Source organism: Collinsella sp. TM10-22 (assembly GCF_003466125.1).
GTDB lineage: Bacteria > Actinomycetota > Coriobacteriia > Coriobacteriales > Coriobacteriaceae > Collinsella.
This window is the reverse complement of sequence record NZ_QSOC01000004.1, coordinates 246,534-266,261: the sequence shown is the minus strand read 5'-3', so window position 1 is coordinate 266,261 and position 19,728 is coordinate 246,534. Positions and strand designations below refer to the sequence as shown.

Genomic DNA, 19,728 nt, shown 5'->3' with positions numbered 1-19,728 from the left:
ACCTTTGTGGTGGTTTTTGTTAAGGACTAAGGAGACTGCCATGAAAAGATTCGTCCCCTGCCTTGCGTTAACCGCCGCGCTGCTTGCCGGCGTGTTCACTGGCGCACCCAGCCTCGCCCTTGCGAGCGATCTGCCCCAGGCGATCAACGACTCCGTGACCGTCATGCACACCAACGATATCCACGGCAGCTACAAGTACAGCTACAACGCAAGCAAGGGCACCGGCACTGTGGGCTTTGACGGACTGGCAGTCCTCTATAGCGCCCAGGGCAACGCCCCCGATCTTCTGCTCGATGCGGGTGACACCTTCCATGGACAGTCCTTCGCCACCATGAGCGAGGGCAAAAGCATCGCCGAGCTCATGGACACCTTCTATGCCGACGGCTACGACGCGACCACGCCGGGCAACCACGACTGGAGCTACGGCGCGGACAAGCTCCGCGCCATGACCGGCCACAGCACCACCGGTACGCCCTTCGCCATGCTTTGCGCGAATGCAACGTCCTCGAACGGCGTATGGAGCTCGAGCATCACCAAGACGCTCAACCGCACTTGGAAGGACGGCGAGGACAGTTCCACGTTTAACTACAAGATTAAGGTCGGCGTCGTCGGAGCCATGGATGAGTCGCTAGGTTCCTCGCTGCGCGCGGACCTGGTCGCGGGCACCAGCTTCTCGAGTGCCGCGAACGCCATCAATGCCGAGGCGGAGCAGCTGCGCAAGGAGGGCTGCGATGTTGTTGTGTGTATCGCGCACACGCTCGACGCCAAGACCTTTGCCACGCGGCTCCGTGGCGTCGATGCCCTTATCGCAGGCCACGAGCACATCAACCTTAACGAGAAGGTGACGGGAGCCGACGGCAAGACAATCCACGTTGTCGAGGCGGGCAGTGCCTTTGCCGAGGTGGGACTGCTTTCCGTCCCCTACGAGTACGACACCAAGGGCACCGAAAGCACCGACGATGACACGGTGGCGGTATACGCAGGCAAAAGCGACGAGAAGCTCTATACCGCCAAGGACGTAAACGTTCTTTTGACCGACCCCAACAAGGGCTCCACCTATCAGAGCATCCTTGATGAGGTCAGCAACAACAAGATCAAGCCGCTCGACGATGCCTTTAGCGCCGCATCGAGCGAGGTGCTCGGCACGAGCTCTACCAATTATTTCTACGGCGAGGACGCCGCAGGCACGCATGGTTGGGAAATGGTGCGCACCGCCGATTTCCGTCCCAGCAAGAAGGGCGACACCACCAAGGCCCAGACCATCGGACATGTGATCTGCGGCTCCTATCTTGACCTGACGGGCGCAGACCTTGCCATCGAGAACGCGGGCGGCATCCGCGGCGGCATCGCGGCGGGCGATGTGACCGCCGGCAACGTCATCGCTATCTCGCCCTACGGCAACACCGTGGAGACCTGGACCATGACCGGTGCGGACTTCCTGGCAGCGCTCGAGCACTCGCTGCAGATCAGTGACGAGTGCAATCACAGCTACGAGCTTCAGCAAGCCTACGTGGCGGCCGGCCACACCGAGCAGGAGGCGCAAGACATGTACAAGTGGCGCGACGACTCCGGCAGTGTCCTTTCCTTCGGCGGCATCAACGTGACAATCGATTGGACGCAGTCCGAAGGCAAGCGCATCGTGAGCGCCACACTCACCAAGGATGGCAGCACGCTCGACCCCGCCAAGACCTATACCGTCGCCACCAACAACTACATCATCACCAACACGACCGACTTCCCCACCTTCGCAAACGCCACCAAGCACACCGAGTGGGGTACCTGCGAGTCAGCACTAAGGGCGCTGATCGGGCAGAACAGCTGGGAGAGCAAGATGGCCTCGCTCGCGGGCACCATCAGCTTTGGCTCCGCCGCCGTGGACCCCACGCCCACACCGGCCCCGACGCCTCAGCCCTCGCCTCAGACGGATACGACGACCACGAAGGTCATCACCAAGAAGACGACCGGTAAGCTCGCCGCAACGGGAGACCGCACGCTGGCTATGGTCGGCGCATGCCTCATCGGCGGCATCGTCATCATCATTCTCGGCATTATCTGGAAGCGTCGACGCTAAGCTACACCGCCGGGCCTTGCAGCCCCGCCGTGCAAACCTTATATCGAGCACAGAAGCCCGTCAGAATTTGATCGGACGGGCTTCTTGGTGGGTATCATGGTTGGACGATCATGAGGAGGTTTCCCTACATGGAATTGTTTGAGCCAATTCTTCATTTCTTTGCACAACGATGGGTCCACAACATCATCTGGGCCGGCATCCTGGCCATCGGCACCGCCGTTGCCGCCAAAGTCGCGTCCAAGACCCTGCACCACCTGCTTAACCGCGACGATAACCCACTCCCTTCATCGAGCATCTTCATCAACATCGCGCGCGCCGTCATCTGGATGATCGGCGGCAGCTTTATCCTCGACAACTGTTTTGGCATCAACGCAAACGCACTCGTCGCCGCTCTTGGCGTCGGCGGCATCGCCATCTCGCTCGGCTTTCAGGACACTCTCTCAAACCTTATCGGCGGCATGCAAGTGACGTTTATGGGCATCATCAAGCCCGGCGACAATATCGAGGTCGGCGGCGTATCCGGCGTGGTCCAAGACATCACCTGGCGCCACACGACCATCGAAGATGCCTGTGGACAGACCATCATTGTGCCCAACTCCAACATCTCCAAGAACACACTCGTGCATCTGATGCCCTTTGGGCGCGTGACCGTGCCCGTCGCCGTAAAGGACACGTCTAAATGGGCTTCCCTTGACGCGCTGGCAGACGAGCTCACGAGCGCAACCAAAACGGCCGTCTCGCCCATCTCGGGCTTTGACAAGGAGCCCTACGTGCTCTTTAGCGAGATCGGCGACTTTGGCATCAAAGGAAAGATCATCTTTATCGTCAGCGACGACAGCACCACTTTCACCGCTGCCGACGCCTGCATCCGCGCCATCGCCCCCATCATTGCCTAAACCACCACAAAGGGGACAGGCACCTTTGTGGTGGTTTTCATTCGTGGTACCATGGTATATATAGTTGTTTAAACGACTAAGGGAGTAGACACCATGGAAGAGGCCTATCGTCAAGCACGCAAGCGCGGCGAGCAGGGACGCCGTCGCGCCATCAGCCAAAGCGAGCACCCGTACCTTACGGACCTCGATAGCCTGGTTGCTCAGCTCCCCTTAGGTCAGCGAGAGAACGTCGGCCTGCGGGATATTCCGCTCGAAATGGTCGTCGGTACGGTTACCAAGGGCCGCCAGTCCGCCTTTTCGTGCAACTTTATGCCCCTGCTGCCGTTTAACACCGAGTTCGCCCGCAAGTGGTCCAACCTCTACGACATCCAGGTGACCGAGGGCTATCGCGATCCCGTCATCGTAACCGAGTTCATGCATCGGTTTTACGTCCAAGAGGGCAACAAGCGCGTCAGTGTCCTCAAATTCCTGGACGCCCCAACGGTTTCCGCCAAGGTCACCCGTCTCTACCCCGGCAAATGGGATTCCGTCGAAAGCCGCCTGTACGGTGAGTTCTGTGCGTTTTGGCACGTCTGTCCCCTATACGAGATCGAGTTCTCGCGCGAGGGAAGCTACGAGACGCTCGCCAAGATGCTCGGTCAGAACCTTATCGAAAAATGGCCGCAGAAAAAGGTCGACTACCTGCGCCACACCTTCCTGCTCTTTAAGCGCGCTTACCTTCGCGCAGGTGGCGACCATCTGGACATTGCGCCCGCCGACGCCATGCTCGTCTACCTCAATGTGTACAACCAGGACCGCCTGCTGGATACGCCGACGGATATCGTCGTTAACCGCCTGTGCAAGATTTGGCGCGAGCTGGTCATTGCCGGCAAAAGTGACGAGGACAAGGTCGATCTTGTCGAAGCCCCTCAACCCAACGAGGAAGAGTTGCCCGCCAAGTCCACCTCCGGCGTGCTCAACTTCTTTATGGGCAAGACCGTCTACTCGGCGACCAATCCCCTGCGCATCGCCTTTATCCACGAATTCCCCTGTGCGACATCGAGCTGGGACAGCCTGCACGATCAAGGGCGCCAATATCTTGACGAGCACTTTGGCGGCATCGTGCGCACCGAGGCGTTCGAAAACTGCCACGATCCGGACGTGTTCTACGCCGCCGTGGAAACGGCTGTCATACATGGAGCAAACGTCATTTTCTCGACCTCGCACCGCCTGATGGAATACACGCTCAGGGCTGCCGTCGAGTATCCTCAGGTGCGATTCCTCAACTGCTCTATCGGCCTTCCCCACCAAAGCGTCCGTTCGTACTTTGGCAAGATGTACGAGGCCAAATTTCTCTTGGGCGCCCTTGCCGCCAGCATGGCGGACAACCACCGCATCGGTTACCACGCGTCGGTCTTCGCCTCGGGCGCGCTCAGCGAGATCAACGCCTTTGCGATTGGCGCCTCGCTGCTCGACCCCCGTGCGCAAATTATCCTGACTTGGGGCGATGTGCCCGCCGGAGGCCTTGCCGAGGCCATGTGCCGCGAAGGTGTGAGCGTCATGACCGGCGCCGACATGTCAAAGTCACTCGAAGACCCCACGGCCTACGGACTTCACCGTCTGGTCGATGGCAAGGCTGTCGGCATTGCCATGCCGGTATGGAACTGGGGCCGATACTACGAGCTTATCGTGCGAAGCCTGCTGCATGGCACCTGGGATGAGACCAGTGACGACAGCCAGGTTCGCGCCGTCAACTACTGGTACGGCATGAGCTCAGGTGTTATCGACATCCGTTATGCTCCGGGCCTACCCTACCAGACGCGCAAGCTTGTTCAGCTACTCCGCAATGGCATCGTCGAGGGCTCCATCAATCCATTTGGCGGCGAGCTCCATAGCCAAGACGGCGTGGTGCAGATTGAGGGCTTTCCCCCACTGCCGAGCACGCAGATTGTCGAGATGAATTGGCTGGCGGACAACGTGGTGGGCACCATTCCGCAGCTCGACGATGAGCCGGGGGTTACCGCCCTATGAAGATCCTTGCCATAGCAGATACCGAAGAACGATGCCTTTGGGAGTGCTTTCGCAAGGAGCGCTTTGAGGGTGTCGACCTGATTCTGTCTGCCGGCGACCTGGACCCGGACTATCTTGAGTTTTTAGTCACGGTCATCAACAAACCGCTCATCTACGTCCGCGGCAACCACGATGACCGCTACGCACGTCATGCACCGGGCGGCTGCATCTGTGTCGAAGACACCGTGTACGTGTATCGCGGCGTTCGCATTGCGGGGCTTGGCGGCTCCATGCGCTACCGAGATGGCGCCAACATGTACACCGAGCGCGAGATGGCCAAGCGCGTGCGCAAGCTGTCCCACAAAGTGAGGATGGTCGGCGGCTGCGACATCTTGCTCACCCATGCGCCCGCCGCCGGCGTGGGCGATCTGGATGATCTACCGCATCGAGGATTCGAATGCCTTAACACGGCACTCGAATCCTGGAATCCGGACTACATGGTGCACGGGCATGTGCACCAAAGCTACGGTTGCGATTTTCAGCGCGAGCGTCAGCACGCATGCGGGGCAACGATCATCAACGCCTGCGGCTATACGCAGTTTGAACTCGACGAGACGCGCTACCCCATCCGTGGCTGGCAAGCAGCCTGGCTCAATTCGCAAACCATGCGCCGCGAGCTCAAGCGCCACGAGGCCATCGAGTCCTCGACCGCCAGAACCCCCTGGTAACCACCACAATGGGGACAGGCACCTTTGTGGTGGTTCCGGACTCTCGACGCTATAGGGCGGCGATGACCTTATCGCCCATCTGAGCGGTGCCGAGGATCTTATCGGCAGGGGTGTTGGCGTCGGCGATGTCGCGGGTACGCCAATCCTCGTCGAGCACATGGGCCACGGCATTTTCGACTAAGACGGCCTGCTCGCCCATGTCGAGCGCGTACGTGAGCAGCATTGCCGCCGACAGGATCTGTGCGAGCGGATTGGCAATACCGAGCCCTGCGATATCGGGCGCGCTGCCAGCGCTCGGCTCGAACAGCGAAACGCCGTCGCCCAGCGAAGCAGAGGCGAGCATGCCGAGCGAGCCCGTAATCTGTGCAGCATCGTCGGAGAGAATGTCGCCGAACATGTTCTCCGTAACTACGACGTCAAAGTCGCCCGGTCGGTTGATGAGCTGCATAGCGGCGTTATCGACGAGCAGGTCTTCGAGCTGCACATCGGGGCACTCTTCATCATGCACGCGATGCACGACCTTGCGCCACATGCGGCTCGTCTCCAGCACGTTGCGCTTATCCACACTCGTCACGTCACCGCGACGCTTGCAGGCCGCTTCGAACGTTTGACGGGCAATGCGCTCCACCTCGAACTCGCGGTACTCCATCACATCGACCGCACGCTGGCCCGCAGCGCCATTAGCGCCCGCGTCGTCCTCGTCGTAGAAACGATCGTGCTTGCCAAAGTAAATGCCGCCGGTAAGCTCGCGGCGTGGGGCCGCCGGATCGGTCGAATCCCACTTAGGGCCACCGACTGATGCTAGCCTCATCCTCGGTCATATGGAGCTTATCGCGCAGATGGCTGGCTTACCTCAGGCCGGTATGGATACGGGGCCTCTGAGCCGTCTTGAGGGCTTCTGCGGCCACTTCGATATCCTAGTCGACCGCACGGGTGAGACTCCATACCGTGCACCGGTCGCCCGCGATCTTGCCAATCTCCTGCACCGAGCGAAAATCGCCGGGGCTCGAGATGGGAAAGCCCGCCTCGATCACATCGACGTTCATGCGCACCAGCTGACGTGCGATAACGATTTTTCCCTCAGTATTCATGCTGACGCCGGGAGGCTGCTCCCCGTCGCGCAGCGTAGTGTCAAAGATTGCGATTTTGCGACTCATGATTTCCTCCTGATAGGCCTGAGATACAGATGGCTTTCAGGAGAGATGGAGTGCCCCAAGATAGAAAAATACCCGTGTCGCTCATCACGCCCAAAAGCAGCGGACGATAGCGCACCCGGGTACAACTCATCGTTATAGCGAGATTGCAACCCTAGCGCGCTATCCCATCTAGCAGCGCTAGGCCTAGGAGCTGCTGCGTGTTATAGAACATGTCTGGCTCCTTTCAACCTCGGGTATTCACTACATCGCGCTAAAGTGCAACACAGTCGAAACGACGCGAAGTGGGGATTTTGGAGCAACCGAGGCAAAACCACCACGAAGGTGCCTGTCCCCTTTGTGGTGGTTTTGCCCCGAGATAGCAAAGAACCCGGTCCTGCACGAGGCAGAACTGGGTTCCTTTAGCAATGTTTGCTTTGCTGAGGCAGTAACTAGCAGTTACTCAGCCAGGAAGTCACGCTGGACAGCGGGATCGACCTTGACGCCAGGGCCCATGGTGGAAGACACGGAGATGGACTTGACGTACTTGCCCTTAGCAGAAGAGGGCTTGACGCGCAGGATCTCGGTGTACAGGGCAGCGTAGTTCTCGACGAGCTGCTGCTCAGAGAAGGACTTCTTGCCCAGGGGCACGTGGCAGATGCCGTAGCGGTCGGCGCGGTACTCAACGCGGCCAGCCTTGAGCTCGGAGACCATCTTGGCGACGTCCATGGTCACGGTGCCGAGTTTGGGGTTCGGCATGAGGCCACGGGGACCAAGGATCTTACCGATGCGGCCAACCTTGGCCATCATGTTCGGCGTAGCAATAGCGGCGTCGAAGTTGATCTCGCCCTTCTGGATCTGGGCGACGAGCTCGTCGGAACCGATGATGTCGGCGCCGGCAGCCTCGGCCTCGCGGGCCTTCTCGCCCTCGGCGAAGACGGCAACACGAACGGTCTTGCCGGTGCCGTGGGGCAGGGAGATGGAACCACGGATGTTCTGGTCAGCCTTACGAGTATCGATGCCCAGACGGAAGTGGGCCTCGATGGTCTCGTCGAACTTGGCGGTGTCGAGCTCCTTGATGAGCTTGGCAGCCTGAAGGGGGGTGTAGAGCGCGGCGCGGTCGATCTTCTCGGCAGCGGCGTTATAGCTCTTACCATGCTTAGCCATGTGCATTACCTCCTGTGGTTAAACGGGCGTGAGCCCTCCCACATCGTATCGTGTGCCCTATTGCACACATATAACGGGCGCCCCGGTCGGAACACCCGTCATTACCTAAAGAAATCGCTACTCAGCGATGGTGACGCCCATGGAGCGGGCGGTACCGGCGATGATCTTCTTGGCGGCGTCAATGTCGTTGGCATTGAGGTCCGGCATCTTGATCTCGGCGATCTTGGTGAGCTGCTCCTGGGAGAGCTGACCAACCTTGTCGGCCTGGGGCTTAGCGGAACCAGACTTGAGGTTCAGCTCCTTCTTGATGAGGTGAGCCGCCGGCGGGGTCTTGGTGATGAAGGAGAAGGACTTATCCTCGTAGACAGAGATCTCAACGGGGATGATGTCGCCCTTCTTGTCCTGCGTCTCGGCGTTAAAGGCCTGGCAGAACTGCATGATGTTCACGCCAGCAGCGCCCAGGGCGGGGCCGACGGGAGGAGCGGGGTTAGCGGCACCAGCAGGAATCTGGAGCTTAATGACGTTGGCAACTTTCTTCTCAGCCATGGTCATTCCTTTCGAATCACGAGTGTGAAGTACTTGCTATATCGTAAGCACGCACGTGTTAGAAGCACTCCTGAGATGAGCAGTCACAGAAGAAGCACGCTCGCGCGAACGGACGAAAACTTAAGCGATGACAGCGACCTGGTTAAAGTCGAGCTCGACCGGCGTCTCGCGGCCAAAGATCATCAGCGTTACCTTGAGCTTGCCAGCCTCGGTGTTAACCTCGGAGACTTTGCCATCAAAGTCGGTAAGCGGGCCATCGGTGACGCGGACGGACGTGCCGACCTCAATATCAACCGAGGTACGCTTGGGCGAATCACCCTTACCGGGACGACGAGTCATCTTATTGTACTCGTCGCGGGAAAGCGGAGCGGGCTTGCCGTTGCCGCCCAGGAAACCGGTGACGCCGGGCGTGTTGCGAACGCACGTCCATGCATCGTCATCCATCTCCATGCGGACCAGAACATAACCCGGGAAAATCTTGGAATCCTTGGTCTCGCGCTTGCCACCCTCTTTAATCTCAGTGACGCGCTCCATAGGAATCTCGATATCAAAGATACGGTCCTGCATGCCCATAGTCTCGATACGATGCTCGAGATCAGACTTAACGCGGTTCTCGTATCCAGAGTAAGTGTGAACGACGTACCAACGCTTAGACATGGTTTAGCCCCTCAATCCAGAGAACAGAGCAAGAGCCTCGCCAAAGCCAGCATCGAGCAGAGCGATGACGACGCCGACGACGATCAGAGACGCGCAAACGACGACCGAGTAGTTCACGAGCTCCTTCTTATCGGGCCACGTGACACGCTTCATCTCGGACTTGACCGAAGCGAAATACTTCTTGGTGCGGGCGAAGAAACCAGGCTTCTCGTTCTTCTTGGACTTCGCAGCCTTCTCGTTCTTCTTGGCAACGGCCTTCTTGGCCTCAACCTTGGAGTTGGCGGCAGCGTTGTTGGCGGGTGCCGGCTGCTGAGCCTTCTTCTTGTTCTTCTTGTTGGCCATTTGGGTTACCTCCGCGCAATGCGCTTATACATGAGTAAACCGTAAGCCCCCAATGGGAGCTTACGGAATAATGACTGGCACGCCAGGAAGGACTCGAACCCTCAACACTCGGTTTTGGAGACCGATGCTCTACCAATTGAACTACTGGCGTATGTGACTAGAGACTAGCGGGTCTCTTTGTGCAGCGTGTGGTGACGGCACCAGGGGCAATACTTCTTGATCTCCATACGATCAGGCATGTTCGCCTTGTTCTTAGTGGTCGTATAGTTGCGGCGCTTGCACTCAGTGCACGCAAGAGTAACTAGAGTACGCATGTATCCTGAACCTTTCATTTCCGCCCCGTACGGGCACGAGATGGTACTTTATCAGCTCTACGTAAGGGCTGTCAACGAAAACCTCGAGTCAATTGGTTCTCGGTGGATCCATTCATATTTGGAACACATCAATGAAGCCAGCGAGAGCTAATCGACGGTGTACCAAGGACCATTATCGATCCTCTCGACACCAGCAACGACTCAATGTCCATTGCAGAAAAGAACCCGGCACCCATATAAGTGCCGGGTTCTCTAAGTCAGCTATATCAGAGAGCTAATTTACTCAATGATCGTGGAGACGATGCCCGAACCGACGGTGTGGCCACCCTCGCGGATAGCGAAGCGCAGGCCCTCCTCCATGGCGATCGGGTGGATGAGGTCGCCCTCGATGGTGATGTGGTCACCAGGCATAGCCATCTCGGTGCCCTCGGGAAGCTTGACCGTACCGGTAACGTCGGTGGTACGGAAGTAGAACTGAGGACGATAACCATCGAAGAACGGGGTGTGACGGCCGCCCTCCTCCTTGGTCAGAACGTAGATCTCGCCGGTGAACTTGGTGTGCGGGGTAACCGAACCGGGCTTGCAGAGAACCTGGCCGCGCTCGATGTCCTCGCGCTTGATGCCGCGGAGCAGCAGACCGACGTTGTCGCCAGCCTCGCAGAAGTCCATGGACTTACGGAACATCTCGATACCGGTAACGACGGTGTTCTGGGTGTCCTTGATGCCGACGATCTCGACGGGCTCGTTGAGCTTGAGCTCACCGCGCTCGACACGGCCGGTAGCAACGGTACCACGGCCGGAGATGGTCATAACGTCCTCAACGGCCATCAGGAAGGGGAGGTCGTTGTTACGAGCAGGCGTCGGGATGTACTCGTCGACGGCGTTCATGAGCTCGCGGATAGCGTCCATCCACTTGGCGTCGCCCTCGAGAGCGCCCAGAGCGGAACCACGGATGACGGGGATGTCGTCGCCGGGGAAATCGTACTCGGAGAGGAGTTCACGGGTCTCCATCTCGACAAGGTCGATGAGCTCGTCATCGTCGACCATGTCGCACTTGTTCAGGAAGACGACGATGTAGGGAACGCCGACCTGACGGGCGAGCAGGATGTGCTCGCGGGTCTGAGCCATGGGGCCGTCGGTAGCGGCGATGACCAGGATAGCGCCGTCCATCTGAGCAGCACCGGAGATCATGTTCTTGACGTAGTCAGCGTGGCCCGGGCAGTCAACGTGAGCGTAGTGACGGGAAGCGGTCTCGTACTCAACGTGGGAGACGGAAATCGTAATGCCGCGCTCGCGCTCCTCGGGAGCCTTGTCGATATTCTCGAACGCAGTGAAGTCAGCCTTGCAGCCCTCGGTCTCGGAGAGAACCTTGGTGATGGCAGCGGTCAGCGTGGTCTTGCCGTGGTCGACGTGACCAATGGTGCCGATGTTAACATGCGGCTTAGTGCGCTCAAACTTCTCTTTGGCCATAAAGCCCTCCTCTTAACAGGTCGTCCCCGGACGGGACTTTGCCTTTATACCATAGTGGCCTCTCAACATACTATTGAGAAGCCACCGTGTTACCTATGGTAGCGGTGACTGGATTCGAACCAGTGACGCCACGGGTATGAACCGTGTGCTCTAACCAACTGAGCTACACCGCCGGATGGAGCCTGCAACCAGACTTGAACTGGTGACCTCTTCGTTACCAACGAAGTGCTCTACCGACTGAGCTATACAGGCACTTGACGGGTGGGAGCTATAGGATTCGAACCTATGTAGGCAGAGCCAACGGGTTTACAGCCCGTCCCCATTAACCACTCGGGCAAACTCCCAATCGTTCAAGTATCCGCAGGTTCTTTGGTCTTTTGGACCGCCGCCCCCGCGAACGAAGAAGATAATACGATGCCACCTTGGGGGCTGTCAACGAAAACCTCTAGATACACGGTGCCGGGCGTATCTATATACCTGTGACCTGCGATTTTGTTGGGTTTAGATATGAAGGACGGTGAATTTCGCTACGCTGGTGACATTTCCCGAGGCAACACTTTGGTGTAGTGGAGTACACCTTCAGGATCGAACTTCGATACCGGCTTATTTACACCTATATATAGGTCGTGATCGCGCTTCTCTGGCTTGACCGAGCGTGGATGACTGGAGCCGGTCCGGCCTTTGTCTCGATCTGTAACATCTAGAGAACATTTTCTCCCCTATCTGTTACAGATTGAGATATTACGCAGAGACCCCAGCTCACGTCTCATTCTGTAACAGTTAGAAACGATTAAACCGTCTTGGTGTTACAGATTGAGACTAATTGGGGGACGAGACGGACGCTTTGCCCGATACTTATCAACAAAAAAGAAACGGGCCCTGTCCCACAAGGAACAGAGCCCGAAACTCTCATGGAGCCAGTGACAGGAATCGAACCTGCAACCCACTGATTACAAATCAGTTGCGCTACCGTTGCGCCACACTGGCACACTTGGCGCTTTCGCGCGAAGCCTGTTAAGAATAATGGAATTGCGGACGGGGCGCAACAGGCCGCACGGCGATATACAAATATGCAAAATCCAGCAACAGCGCATACCAGGCCCGTTCATTTCTGTCAGTATGCCCTCAATCTTAAAACCATTCGCCAGAACGAATAGTTTTAATTACAATTGGCTATATAAAACTATTCGTTTTGGCGAAGGGTTTCGCGATGTTGACTACAAAGGAAGCAGCCGAGCTGCTCGGCATCACCCCGCGCAGGGTGCAGGAGCTCATTAAGAACGGCGCGCTGACCGCCCGCAAGGCTTCTGGCGTGTGGCTTATCGACAAAGACAGCGTAGACACGCGACTCCGCTCCGCAACCAAAAGAGGGGGACGGCCTCGTCGCGGGCATGGGAAAAGCGAAATCGCATTTACCCTCATGAACCGCACGCACGAAGTAGCCCAGCTGGTCTACAGCAGATCACGGAAAGACTTCACCCACATCGGCGCCGACGTCGATCGTGCCCACGCCCCTATTGGAGTTTTTGCTCCCAGCAAACCCGTATCGCTCGACTCCTTCCGCATCTGGTGGCGCGGCCGCGGTATCCCACTCGCACGCATTGGGCTAACCTCCCTGCTTGCAGAAGCCGCAGTCGATGTTCCCGATGAACTCGTACAGCGAAATCTCGGCCTCTCCCTATCCGACCAGTATTGGATTAGACCCCAAGATTCCGGTCTCGCCTGGGAGGATATCAACTTCTTCAATAACGCCTTTGATGACGTCTCGCTGTCCATTGCGCCCTTTGCCCCAGAGGGAAAAGCGGCTGCCGCAAAGCCCGATAACACCTCGGACGGCAATCTTCAAAAGTACTGGACGTGCGAGGGCGGGCGTCGAATTCTGCATAAGGCAGGAGCGCACCTGAACCAAGAACCTTATAACGAGCTGGTGGCGACCGCGCTCCACCGGCGCATCCTAAACGCCTGCGATTATGTGCCTTACTCGCTCGAGGGCACGGGCACTTCCGCCATGAGCATATGCGATGTCTTCTTAACTGATGAAGAAGAGTATGTCCCTGCGTTCTATGTAAACCAGCACGCAAACGCAGATGAACGGCTAACCGACTACGAGCGATATGTAGCAAACTGCGAGGAGCTCGGGGTGACAGGCGTTAAGGATGCCCTTGACCGCATGATCGTGTGCGACGACATCATCGCCAACTACGATCGTCATTGGCGCAACTTCGGCCTCGTGCGAAACGTCAACTCACTAGTCTGCAGGCCAGCCCCCATCTTCGATTCGGGCTCATCGCTCTGGTGCAACATTTCTCTTGAGGAGCTTAGGGCGGGAGAGCACAGTTTTACCAGCGCGCAGTTTCATTCAAGCCCCGCCAAACAAATGCTGCTCGTCGAGGACATGGGCTGGTTCGATGGAGACAAACTCAAAGGCTTTGTCGACGAGGCAATCGAGATTCTGTCTAAAAACGATGCCCTAGCAGCGAGACTGCCTTATCTAAAAGAGGCGCTAACGTGGCGCCTCGAAAGAATGATCGACATCGCTGAATGGAGTTAGCAAAGCAGCATTGCCCCGCCAGCTCCCCTACCGTCCGCGCAACGCCTTGAGCTTGGCCAGGGCCTCGGGGCTCAGGCGGCTACCCAGGGTCATCTTGATCTGCGGAGCTTCCTCTGCCTCGTGAACATCGTTATCGATCTGTTTGATCTCGTCCACCAGCATGCGGCTCGAGATGCGCGTAACGCCCTTGCCCATGACAACGGCCTGGATCGTGCCGTCGCTCGACACCACGGAGCACGCGCGGCCTTCCTCGCGCGCCTCGATGCAGAGCTTCTGCACCACGGTATCGGCAGAGACGCCCGTCGGCGAGAACTCGATACGCACGCCGCGGGCCGGCAGGTTGGGGCGCTCGCTGGAGATATTGCCCGCACCGTCGAACACGATCACGGCCTCGTAGCGGCCCTGGGCAAACGCGGCAACGTCGTTGATGAGCGCCGTGCGCGCCATATCGTGGACGTCGCTGGAATACGGATCATCGGAATGGTCGTAGACGAGCTTTTCGTAGCGCGGCGTGCAGTGAATCACGTTGTAGCCGTCGACCACCAGCAGCTCGGGCTTATTGGAGTGCACCGTCGAGACCGGATCGGCGATGGCCTGCGCAAACGCATTGCCGCCCACGCCATAGGTTGCGGCCGAAACAATCGGCTTGGCCGAGCCTTCGCCAAAGCGCTTGGCCTTGGACTTGGCGCGGTTCTTCTTGGACATGCGCTACTCCTCCCCCATGAGCTCACCGGCGTTGCGGCGCAGCCACTCAAAGCACAGCGCGGTGGTCGCCTGGGCCACATTGAGGCTCTCGGTCATACCGCGCTGGGGGAGCTTGGTCAAAAAGTCGCACTTCTCGAGCACCAGGCGCGAGATGCCGTCACCCTCCGAACCCATGACAAGTGCCACGCGGCCCTCGAAGGGAGCGTCCCAGCAGCTGCCCTCGGCGTGCTCGGAGGCACCGCCCACCCAAAAGCCGGCGGCCTTAAGATCGTCGAGCGCACGGGCGATGTTGGGCACTTGCGCGATAGACAGATGCATAACGGCGCCGGCTGAAGTCTTGTAGCTGCCCACGGTCACGCCGGCGGCGCGCTTGTTGGCGATGATGACGCCGGCAGCGCCCACAACCTCGGCGGAACGCACGATGGCACCAAAGTTGCCGTCGTCAGTCACATGGTCGAGCACGACGACGAGCGCCGGTCCGTCACCCGCGCGGTCGAGGATGTCGGCGACATCGGCGTAAGGGAAGTTGCCAACCTCGAGCGCGATGCCCTGGTGAGCGCCGTGGCTCGACAGTGCGTCGAGCTGCGCGCGCGGCACATACTTAATGCGGACGCCCGCAGCGTTGAGGTCGTCGACCAGGCGCGACAAGGCGGCATCGCGCTCCCCGCCCTCGGCAATGAGCGCGCACTTGATGGGAAAACCGGTGCGCAGCGCCTCAGCAGCAGCACGGCGACCCTCGATGAACTCACCCTTGGGAGCCTGGACAGCGTCGCGGTTGCGATCGCGCTGCGGACGTGCGGCCTGGGCGCGATCGCGCTGACCCTTGGGCGCGGCAGTGCGGTCATTGCGGCGAATCGGACGCGAGACAGAAGCAGCCTGCTTGCCGCCACGAGACGCACGCTTGCGATTGTCGGCCATAAAACGGCCTCCTTAAATAGATAACGAACAAGAATCGACCGTCCGAGCCACGGCACCTTGCCTTTCAATCGTCGGGCATGACCACCAGGTCTATGCCCTCCTCTTTCAAGGCAATCTGCCGCACCTCGAGCGGTCGACAAATACTAGAGACTCTTAATACGAGTGCCCGCGGCAGTATCCTCGATCGTCAGCCCGAGGTCCTTGAGCTGGTCACGGATGGCGTCGGCCAGATCCCAGTTCTTGTCGGCGCGGGCCTCGGCGCGGGCCTCGAGAATCTTGGCAGCGGCCTCGTCCACGTCGTCGCCCGTGTAGGCGACCAAGCCGGCGGCAACGCCTAGCAGACCCAGCGGCAGCTCGACCTTGGGCTCGGGGAGCTCAACGCCAAACGTATCGAGCAGCTCGACCAGCGTATCGGCGGCGGCCAGGGCAGCGGTCTTGTCGGCAGCGTCGCCCGCTTGCTCCAGGTACTGGTTGCACTCGGTCACAAAGCCAAAGACGGCACCCATGGCGCCGGCGGTGTTAAAGTCGTCGTCCATGCACTCCTTAAAGGTAGCGCGGGTCTCGGCGGCCTTGGCGGCAAACGCCTCGGATGCTGCCTCATCGGCATCGGCCGTCGCATGGTTCGCGGCCCAGCGCAGGTTCTCGACCGTACCGGCGATACGCGTGAGCGAGTTTTCGGCACCCTCCAGGCGCTCCCAAGAAAAGTCGAGCGGCGAGCGATAGCTCGTCTGCAGCATCAGCAGGCGCAGAGCGGCAGCGGAGTGCTGCTCGAGGACCTCGGCCAGCGTAAAGAAGTTGCCGAGCGACTTGGACATCTTCTCGCCGTCTACCAGCAGCATGCCTGTGTGCATCCAGGTGTTGGAGAAGCCCTGGTGCCAGGCGCAGGTGGCCTGGGCGCACTCGTTCTCGTGATGCGGGAAGGCAAGGTCGGAGCCGCCGCCGTGGATGTCGATCGGAGTGCCTAGGTAGCGATGCACCATGGCGGCGCACTCGGTGTGCCAACCAGGACGGCCCTCGCCCCAAGGGCTCGGCCAGCTGGGCTCGCCGGGCTTGGCGGCCTTCCACAGGGCAAAGTCGAGCGGGTCGTTCTTGTCCTCGTTCTCCTCGATGCGCGCGCCAACCATAAGGTCATCGATGTTGCGGCCCGAGACCTGACCGTAGCTGGGATCGCTGCGCACGGCAAAGTACACATCGCCGTTATCGGCTGCGTAGGCATGGCCCTGCTCGATGAGCGTCTTGATCATGGCGATCATGGGGCCGATCTCCTTGGTGGCGCGGGGGCGCACATCGGGATCGAGCACGTTGGCGGCACGCATGACGCCGATGAACTTGTCGGAGAACTCCGTCGCGACCTCGGCAGCCGTACGGCCCTGCTCGTTGGCGCGCTTGATGATTTTGTCGTCGACATCGGTGAGGTTCTGGGCGAACGTGACCTCGTAGCCGCTCGCGATGAGCCAGCGACGAATCACGTCAAAGCTGATGAACGTGCGGGCATTGCCGATGTGGATGTTGTCGTAGACCGTGGGGCCGCACACGTACATGCGAACCTTGCCGGACTCGATGGGCTGGAACTCTTCCTTTTTATGGGTAGCGCTGTTGTAGATACGCATTCGTTACTCCTTAACGGTTTTCTGTAGCAGGCAGACGGCCCAGGCGCCGATTCCCTCGCCCTGGCCTTCCCAACCGAGCTTTTCGGTCGTAGTGGCGGCGACGCCCACGTTTTCGACGTCAACGCCCAGAGCATGGGCGAGGTTGGCGCGCATGGCATCGCGGTGCGGGGTAATCTTGGGCTGCTGGCAGGTAATGGTGCAGTCGGCATCGACAAACTCAAAGCCCAGCTCGCGCGCATAGTCCATCACGCGAGCGAGCAGCACCATCGAATCGGCACCCTCGTAGGCGGGATCGGTGTCGGGGAATAGCTTGCCGATGTCTCCCCCGCGGCAGGCTCCCAGAATGGCGTCTGCCAGCGCGTGTGCAAGCACATCGGCATCCGAGTGGCCCAGCAGGCCGCGCTCGTAGGGGATGTCGACCCCGCCGATGATACATCGACGCCCCTCCACCAAACGGTGGACGTCGTAGCCGTGGCCAATGCGCAGGTTACTGAACATGGGGAAGGTCCTCTCCCTCGGCCATGCGGCCAAGCAGAATCGCGGTTACGGGGCGCAGGTCCTCGGGCACCGTAACCTTAAGGTTGTCGCGCGGGCTCTGGACGCAGCGGACGCGTCCACCCATGCGCTCGACCAGCGACGAATCATCGGTACCGATAAAGCCCTCGGCAATGGCTGCGGCGTGAGCGCGCTTCATGGCGTCGACGCTAAAGATCTGCGGCGTCTGCGCGGCCCAATAGAGCTCACGCGGCGGCGTCTCGACGATATTATCGCCGTCGACGATCTTGAGCGTGTCGATTGCGGGCTGACCGCACACGACACCGTCGAGGGCGCGGTCGCTCACGAGCACATCGATGGCATGATCGATGGCCTCGGTCGTGATGAGCGGACGAGCGCCGTCGTGAATGGCGACGTACTCAAAGCCCGCCGGCACCGCGTGCACGCCGGCGCGGGTGGAATCCTGACGAGTATCGCCGGCATCGGCAAAGCTGATGGGCGTGTCATAGTCAAACGGGTCGATGGCCAGGCGGCGCATCTCGGCACGGCGCTCGGCAGGGCAAACCACGACGATGTGGCCGACCTTGTCGCTACGATCGAACGCGCGGATGGACCAGCTCATGAGCGGACGGCCCGCCACGTTAACGAGCTGCTTGCCGCCGGGATTTCCAAAGCGCTGGCCGCTACCGCCGGCAACGACCACGGCGCATACGGGCGCCATTATGCGTTCCCCTGTTTGGTGCCCTTCATGCGGTACAGCGAGTCCGCAAGAATGGCAGGGTTGTTGACGCCAAAGTCGCCCAAGCGCTCCGGGTCCTCGCTGATGTCGTCCATGAGCTCCTGCAGCGAGCCATACTCGTCGACGATCTTCTCGGCCACGCCGTCGCGCACGACGGACACGCGCGAAAGCGTGCGCAGGCCCAGCGGCGTCATGACGGAATCCTCGTCCAGGTCGTCATAGCCCAGAACTGCCGCCACGTGCTGCGGGTCGGACAGGTCCTTAGGCGTCATGCGGCTCAGCTCGGCGCGGATCTTCTCGGCGTTGGCCTCAGAGGAATCGCTTGCGTAGTCGCGGATCATCAAGTCGTATTCGGTATCCATGCTGGAGCCCGCGAGCTGCTCGAGCTGCATCTGCACAAGCTTGCCCTGATTACCCAGCTTGACGATGCAATCCTTAAGCTCGGTCTTTGCCTGCTGCATGATCTCGAAGCTCGAGAAGATGCCGGTGATGTCGGCGAGCGTGACGTAGTCGTCGAGCTCAAGGGCCGTCAGGCGCAGCAAGGAGCGGTCGAGCGACTGGCGGGGGGTCTGAAGCGTGGCGACGAGCTGGTTGACCGAGCTCATGATGGTGGTGACGGGCTGGATCTCGTAACTCTTGCCGTGGACGTACACGTTGACGACGGCACGACGGGCCGAGACCGAGATCACGATGGCATCGGTGAGCACCGACATGCGAGCGGCAGTACGGTGACGCATGCCCGTCTCACTCGTGGCGAGCGAGGGATCGGGATTGAGATGGAAGTTGGCGCGCAGAATCTGGGTGAGGTCGCCGTCGATAACGATGGCGCCGTCCATCTTGGAGAGTTCGAACAGACGGTTCGAGGTGAACGAAATGTTGAGCGGGAAGCCGTCGTTACCAGCAGCGAGCACGTTTTCGGTGTCACCGACGCAAATGAGGGCACCAAGGTGACCGGCGATGATCATATCGAGGGCGGTGCGGATCGGCTGGCCAGGTGCCGTCAGGCGAATAGCCTGTTCCATACGCTTTTGCAGCTCGTTCTTATCCAAGGCATCGCTCCCATCGTGTACGCTCCATAAACGCTAAATAGTTTCTCACGGTTTGTCCCTGCGGCGCTTGCGAAATCCGATGCTTACAGAATGAGCGAACACAGCTGAGAGCCCCAACCCAAATGAGCTGCTTATGTGGTAGCATCGGGATTCACATGAATGAGGGAGTAGTCGCGTGACCGGGTTCGCCTCCGGTGGCGCGGTAAGTCAACATACTGGCCGAAACGGTCTGGCTTGCCTTAATGAACGAGACTCGTGGTTGTGCGCGCAGCGCGTACGCCATGGGTCTTTTTTTTGTTGCTCCCCCGCCAGAAGTACACGCGGGTTCGCCCGCAGAGATGGAGCCAG

Annotated in this window: 19 protein-coding genes and 5 tRNA genes; 5 read left to right on the top strand and 19 right to left on the bottom strand. The window is 59.5% G+C overall.

The features are described from left to right. Positions 1-40 precede the first annotated feature (40 nt). The 4 genes from DXD94_RS05980 to DXD94_RS05965 all read left to right on the top strand — a co-directional run bounded on the left by DXD94_RS05980 (position 41) and on the right by DXD94_RS05965 (position 5,684). Positions 41-2,071, top strand: a complete 2,031-nt coding sequence (locus tag DXD94_RS05980; protein ID WP_117763516.1) for a bifunctional UDP-sugar hydrolase/5'-nucleotidase — start codon at positions 41-43, stop codon at positions 2,069-2,071. A gap of 128 nt (positions 2,072-2,199) precedes the next feature. Continuing rightward, complete coding sequence (locus DXD94_RS05975) at positions 2,200-2,967, top strand: mechanosensitive ion channel family protein (protein WP_117743090.1); 768 nt, start codon at positions 2,200-2,202, stop codon at positions 2,965-2,967. A gap of 93 nt (positions 2,968-3,060) precedes the next feature. Further along, positions 3,061-4,977 carry a BMP family ABC transporter substrate-binding protein gene (locus DXD94_RS05970; protein ID WP_117763515.1) on the top strand — a complete coding sequence of 639 codons (1,917 nt, stop codon included), beginning with the start codon at positions 3,061-3,063 and terminating at the stop codon, positions 4,975-4,977. After that, on the top strand, positions 4,974-5,684 hold the full coding sequence (locus DXD94_RS05965; RefSeq protein ID WP_117763514.1) for a metallophosphoesterase: 711 nt from the start codon (positions 4,974-4,976) through the stop codon (positions 5,682-5,684). The genes DXD94_RS05970 and DXD94_RS05965 overlap by 4 nt, the downstream gene beginning before the upstream one ends. 49 nt (positions 5,685-5,733) lie before the next feature. Here the strand turns inward: DXD94_RS05965 and DXD94_RS05960 are convergent, their stop codons facing one another. From DXD94_RS05960 to DXD94_RS05900, 13 genes are all read right to left on the bottom strand, one after another. Next, positions 5,734-6,495: an isocitrate/isopropylmalate family dehydrogenase gene (locus DXD94_RS05960; protein ID WP_117763513.1), complete on the bottom strand. Its 762-nt coding sequence runs from the start codon at positions 6,493-6,495 to the stop codon at positions 5,734-5,736. Between the two features lie 106 nt (positions 6,496-6,601). Next, a complete protein-coding gene (locus DXD94_RS05955; protein WP_233505177.1) occupies positions 6,602-6,841 on the bottom strand; it encodes a hypothetical protein in 240 nt (79 codons plus the stop codon). A 435-nt stretch (positions 6,842-7,276) separates the two neighbouring features. Then, complete coding sequence (gene rplA, locus DXD94_RS05950; RefSeq protein ID WP_117763512.1) at positions 7,277-7,984, bottom strand: 50S ribosomal protein L1; 708 nt, start codon at positions 7,982-7,984, stop codon at positions 7,277-7,279. A gap of 117 nt (positions 7,985-8,101) precedes the next feature. Further along, on the bottom strand, positions 8,102-8,530 hold the full coding sequence (rplK, locus tag DXD94_RS05945) for a 50S ribosomal protein L11 (RefSeq protein ID WP_022093893.1): 429 nt from the start codon (positions 8,528-8,530) through the stop codon (positions 8,102-8,104). Positions 8,531-8,650: 120 nt separating this feature from the next. Next, positions 8,651-9,187 carry a transcription termination/antitermination protein NusG gene (nusG, locus tag DXD94_RS05940; RefSeq protein ID WP_099432095.1) on the bottom strand — a complete coding sequence of 179 codons (537 nt, stop codon included), beginning with the start codon at positions 9,185-9,187 and terminating at the stop codon, positions 8,651-8,653. Between the two features lie 3 nt (positions 9,188-9,190). Then, positions 9,191-9,529, bottom strand: a complete 339-nt coding sequence (gene secE, locus DXD94_RS05935; RefSeq protein ID WP_117583102.1) for a preprotein translocase subunit SecE — start codon at positions 9,527-9,529, stop codon at positions 9,191-9,193. 75 nt (positions 9,530-9,604) lie between these two features. Further along, a tRNA-Trp gene (locus DXD94_RS05930) sits at positions 9,605-9,680 on the bottom strand. A 13-nt stretch (positions 9,681-9,693) separates the two neighbouring features. Next, positions 9,694-9,843, bottom strand: a complete 150-nt coding sequence (gene rpmG, locus DXD94_RS05925; protein WP_102372646.1) for a 50S ribosomal protein L33 — start codon at positions 9,841-9,843, stop codon at positions 9,694-9,696. Positions 9,844-10,122: 279 nt separating this feature from the next. Continuing rightward, positions 10,123-11,313, bottom strand: coding sequence for an elongation factor Tu (gene tuf, locus DXD94_RS05920; RefSeq protein WP_089572520.1), 1,191 nt, complete (start codon positions 11,311-11,313; stop codon positions 10,123-10,125). A 96-nt stretch (positions 11,314-11,409) separates the two neighbouring features. After that, positions 11,410-11,486: transfer RNA gene (locus DXD94_RS05915), tRNA-Met, on the bottom strand. A 3-nt stretch (positions 11,487-11,489) separates the two neighbouring features. Further along, positions 11,490-11,565: transfer RNA gene (locus tag DXD94_RS05910), tRNA-Thr, on the bottom strand. A 10-nt stretch (positions 11,566-11,575) separates the two neighbouring features. Further along, positions 11,576-11,657 (bottom strand) — tRNA-Tyr (locus DXD94_RS05905). A gap of 568 nt (positions 11,658-12,225) precedes the next feature. Beyond that, a tRNA-Thr gene (locus DXD94_RS05900) sits at positions 12,226-12,300 on the bottom strand. 223 nt (positions 12,301-12,523) lie between these two features. Here DXD94_RS05900 and DXD94_RS05895 point away from each other — a divergent pair. After that, positions 12,524-13,864: a DNA-binding protein gene (locus DXD94_RS05895; protein WP_117763511.1), complete on the top strand. Its 1,341-nt coding sequence runs from the start codon at positions 12,524-12,526 to the stop codon at positions 13,862-13,864. 27 nt (positions 13,865-13,891) lie between these two features. Here DXD94_RS05895 and DXD94_RS05890 read toward each other — a convergent pair whose 3' ends face one another. The 6 genes from DXD94_RS05890 to disA form a co-directional block, all read right to left on the bottom strand. Continuing rightward, positions 13,892-14,569 carry an NYN domain-containing protein gene (locus DXD94_RS05890; RefSeq protein ID WP_055285223.1) on the bottom strand — a complete coding sequence of 226 codons (678 nt, stop codon included), beginning with the start codon at positions 14,567-14,569 and terminating at the stop codon, positions 13,892-13,894. A 3-nt stretch (positions 14,570-14,572) separates the two neighbouring features. Beyond that, positions 14,573-15,487: a 23S rRNA (guanosine(2251)-2'-O)-methyltransferase RlmB gene (gene rlmB, locus DXD94_RS05885; protein ID WP_117763510.1), complete on the bottom strand. Its 915-nt coding sequence runs from the start codon at positions 15,485-15,487 to the stop codon at positions 14,573-14,575. Positions 15,488-15,630: 143 nt separating this feature from the next. Further along, positions 15,631-17,097, bottom strand: a complete 1,467-nt coding sequence (cysS, locus tag DXD94_RS05880; protein WP_117763509.1) for a cysteine--tRNA ligase — start codon at positions 17,095-17,097, stop codon at positions 15,631-15,633. A gap of 3 nt (positions 17,098-17,100) precedes the next feature. Further along, entirely contained in the window at positions 17,101-17,595 is a 495-nt protein-coding gene (gene ispF / locus DXD94_RS05875) for a 2-C-methyl-D-erythritol 2,4-cyclodiphosphate synthase (protein WP_117734297.1), read from the bottom strand. Further along, positions 17,585-18,313 carry a 2-C-methyl-D-erythritol 4-phosphate cytidylyltransferase gene (ispD, locus tag DXD94_RS05870; RefSeq protein WP_035137545.1) on the bottom strand — a complete coding sequence of 243 codons (729 nt, stop codon included), beginning with the start codon at positions 18,311-18,313 and terminating at the stop codon, positions 17,585-17,587. Before ispD ends, ispF begins: the two co-directional genes overlap by 11 nt. After that, positions 18,313-19,353 carry a DNA integrity scanning diadenylate cyclase DisA gene (disA, locus tag DXD94_RS05865; RefSeq protein WP_370448123.1) on the bottom strand — a complete coding sequence of 347 codons (1,041 nt, stop codon included), beginning with the start codon at positions 19,351-19,353 and terminating at the stop codon, positions 18,313-18,315. The genes ispD and disA overlap by 1 nt, the downstream gene beginning before the upstream one ends. Positions 19,354-19,728 lie beyond the last annotated feature (375 nt).

Coding starts and splice junctions, on each gene's coding strand:
- rplA (WP_117763512.1), bottom strand. CDS start 7,984: ATGGCTAAGCATGGTAAGAGCTATAACGCCGCTGCCGAGAAGATCGAC.
- rpmG (WP_102372646.1), bottom strand. CDS start 9,843: ATGCGTACTCTAGTTACTCTTGCGTGCACTGAGTGCAAGCGCCGCAAC.
- nusG (WP_099432095.1), bottom strand. CDS start 9,187: ATGTCTAAGCGTTGGTACGTCGTTCACACTTACTCTGGATACGAGAAC.
- DXD94_RS05965 (WP_117763514.1), top strand. CDS start 4,974: ATGAAGATCCTTGCCATAGCAGATACCGAAGAACGATGCCTTTGGGAG.
- DXD94_RS05980 (WP_117763516.1), top strand. CDS start 41: ATGAAAAGATTCGTCCCCTGCCTTGCGTTAACCGCCGCGCTGCTTGCC.
- DXD94_RS05960 (WP_117763513.1), bottom strand. CDS start 6,495: ATGAGGCTAGCATCAGTCGGTGGCCCTAAGTGGGATTCGACCGATCCG.
- rlmB (WP_117763510.1), bottom strand. CDS start 15,487: ATGGCCGACAATCGCAAGCGTGCGTCTCGTGGCGGCAAGCAGGCTGCT.
- DXD94_RS05955 (WP_233505177.1), bottom strand. CDS start 6,841: ATGAGTCGCAAAATCGCAATCTTTGACACTACGCTGCGCGACGGGGAG.
- DXD94_RS05975 (WP_117743090.1), top strand. CDS start 2,200: ATGGAATTGTTTGAGCCAATTCTTCATTTCTTTGCACAACGATGGGTC.
- secE (WP_117583102.1), bottom strand. CDS start 9,529: ATGGCCAACAAGAAGAACAAGAAGAAGGCTCAGCAGCCGGCACCCGCC.
- ispF (WP_117734297.1), bottom strand. CDS start 17,595: ATGTTCAGTAACCTGCGCATTGGCCACGGCTACGACGTCCACCGTTTG.
- rplK (WP_022093893.1), bottom strand. CDS start 8,530: ATGGCTGAGAAGAAAGTTGCCAACGTCATTAAGCTCCAGATTCCTGCT.
- cysS (WP_117763509.1), bottom strand. CDS start 17,097: ATGCGTATCTACAACAGCGCTACCCATAAAAAGGAAGAGTTCCAGCCC.
- tuf (WP_089572520.1), bottom strand. CDS start 11,313: ATGGCCAAAGAGAAGTTTGAGCGCACTAAGCCGCATGTTAACATCGGC.
- disA (WP_370448123.1), bottom strand. CDS start 19,353: ATGGAACAGGCTATTCGCCTGACGGCACCTGGCCAGCCGATCCGCACC.
- DXD94_RS05890 (WP_055285223.1), bottom strand. CDS start 14,569: ATGTCCAAGAAGAACCGCGCCAAGTCCAAGGCCAAGCGCTTTGGCGAA.
- ispD (WP_035137545.1), bottom strand. CDS start 18,313: ATGGCGCCCGTATGCGCCGTGGTCGTTGCCGGCGGTAGCGGCCAGCGC.
- DXD94_RS05970 (WP_117763515.1), top strand. CDS start 3,061: ATGGAAGAGGCCTATCGTCAAGCACGCAAGCGCGGCGAGCAGGGACGC.
- DXD94_RS05895 (WP_117763511.1), top strand. CDS start 12,524: ATGTTGACTACAAAGGAAGCAGCCGAGCTGCTCGGCATCACCCCGCGC.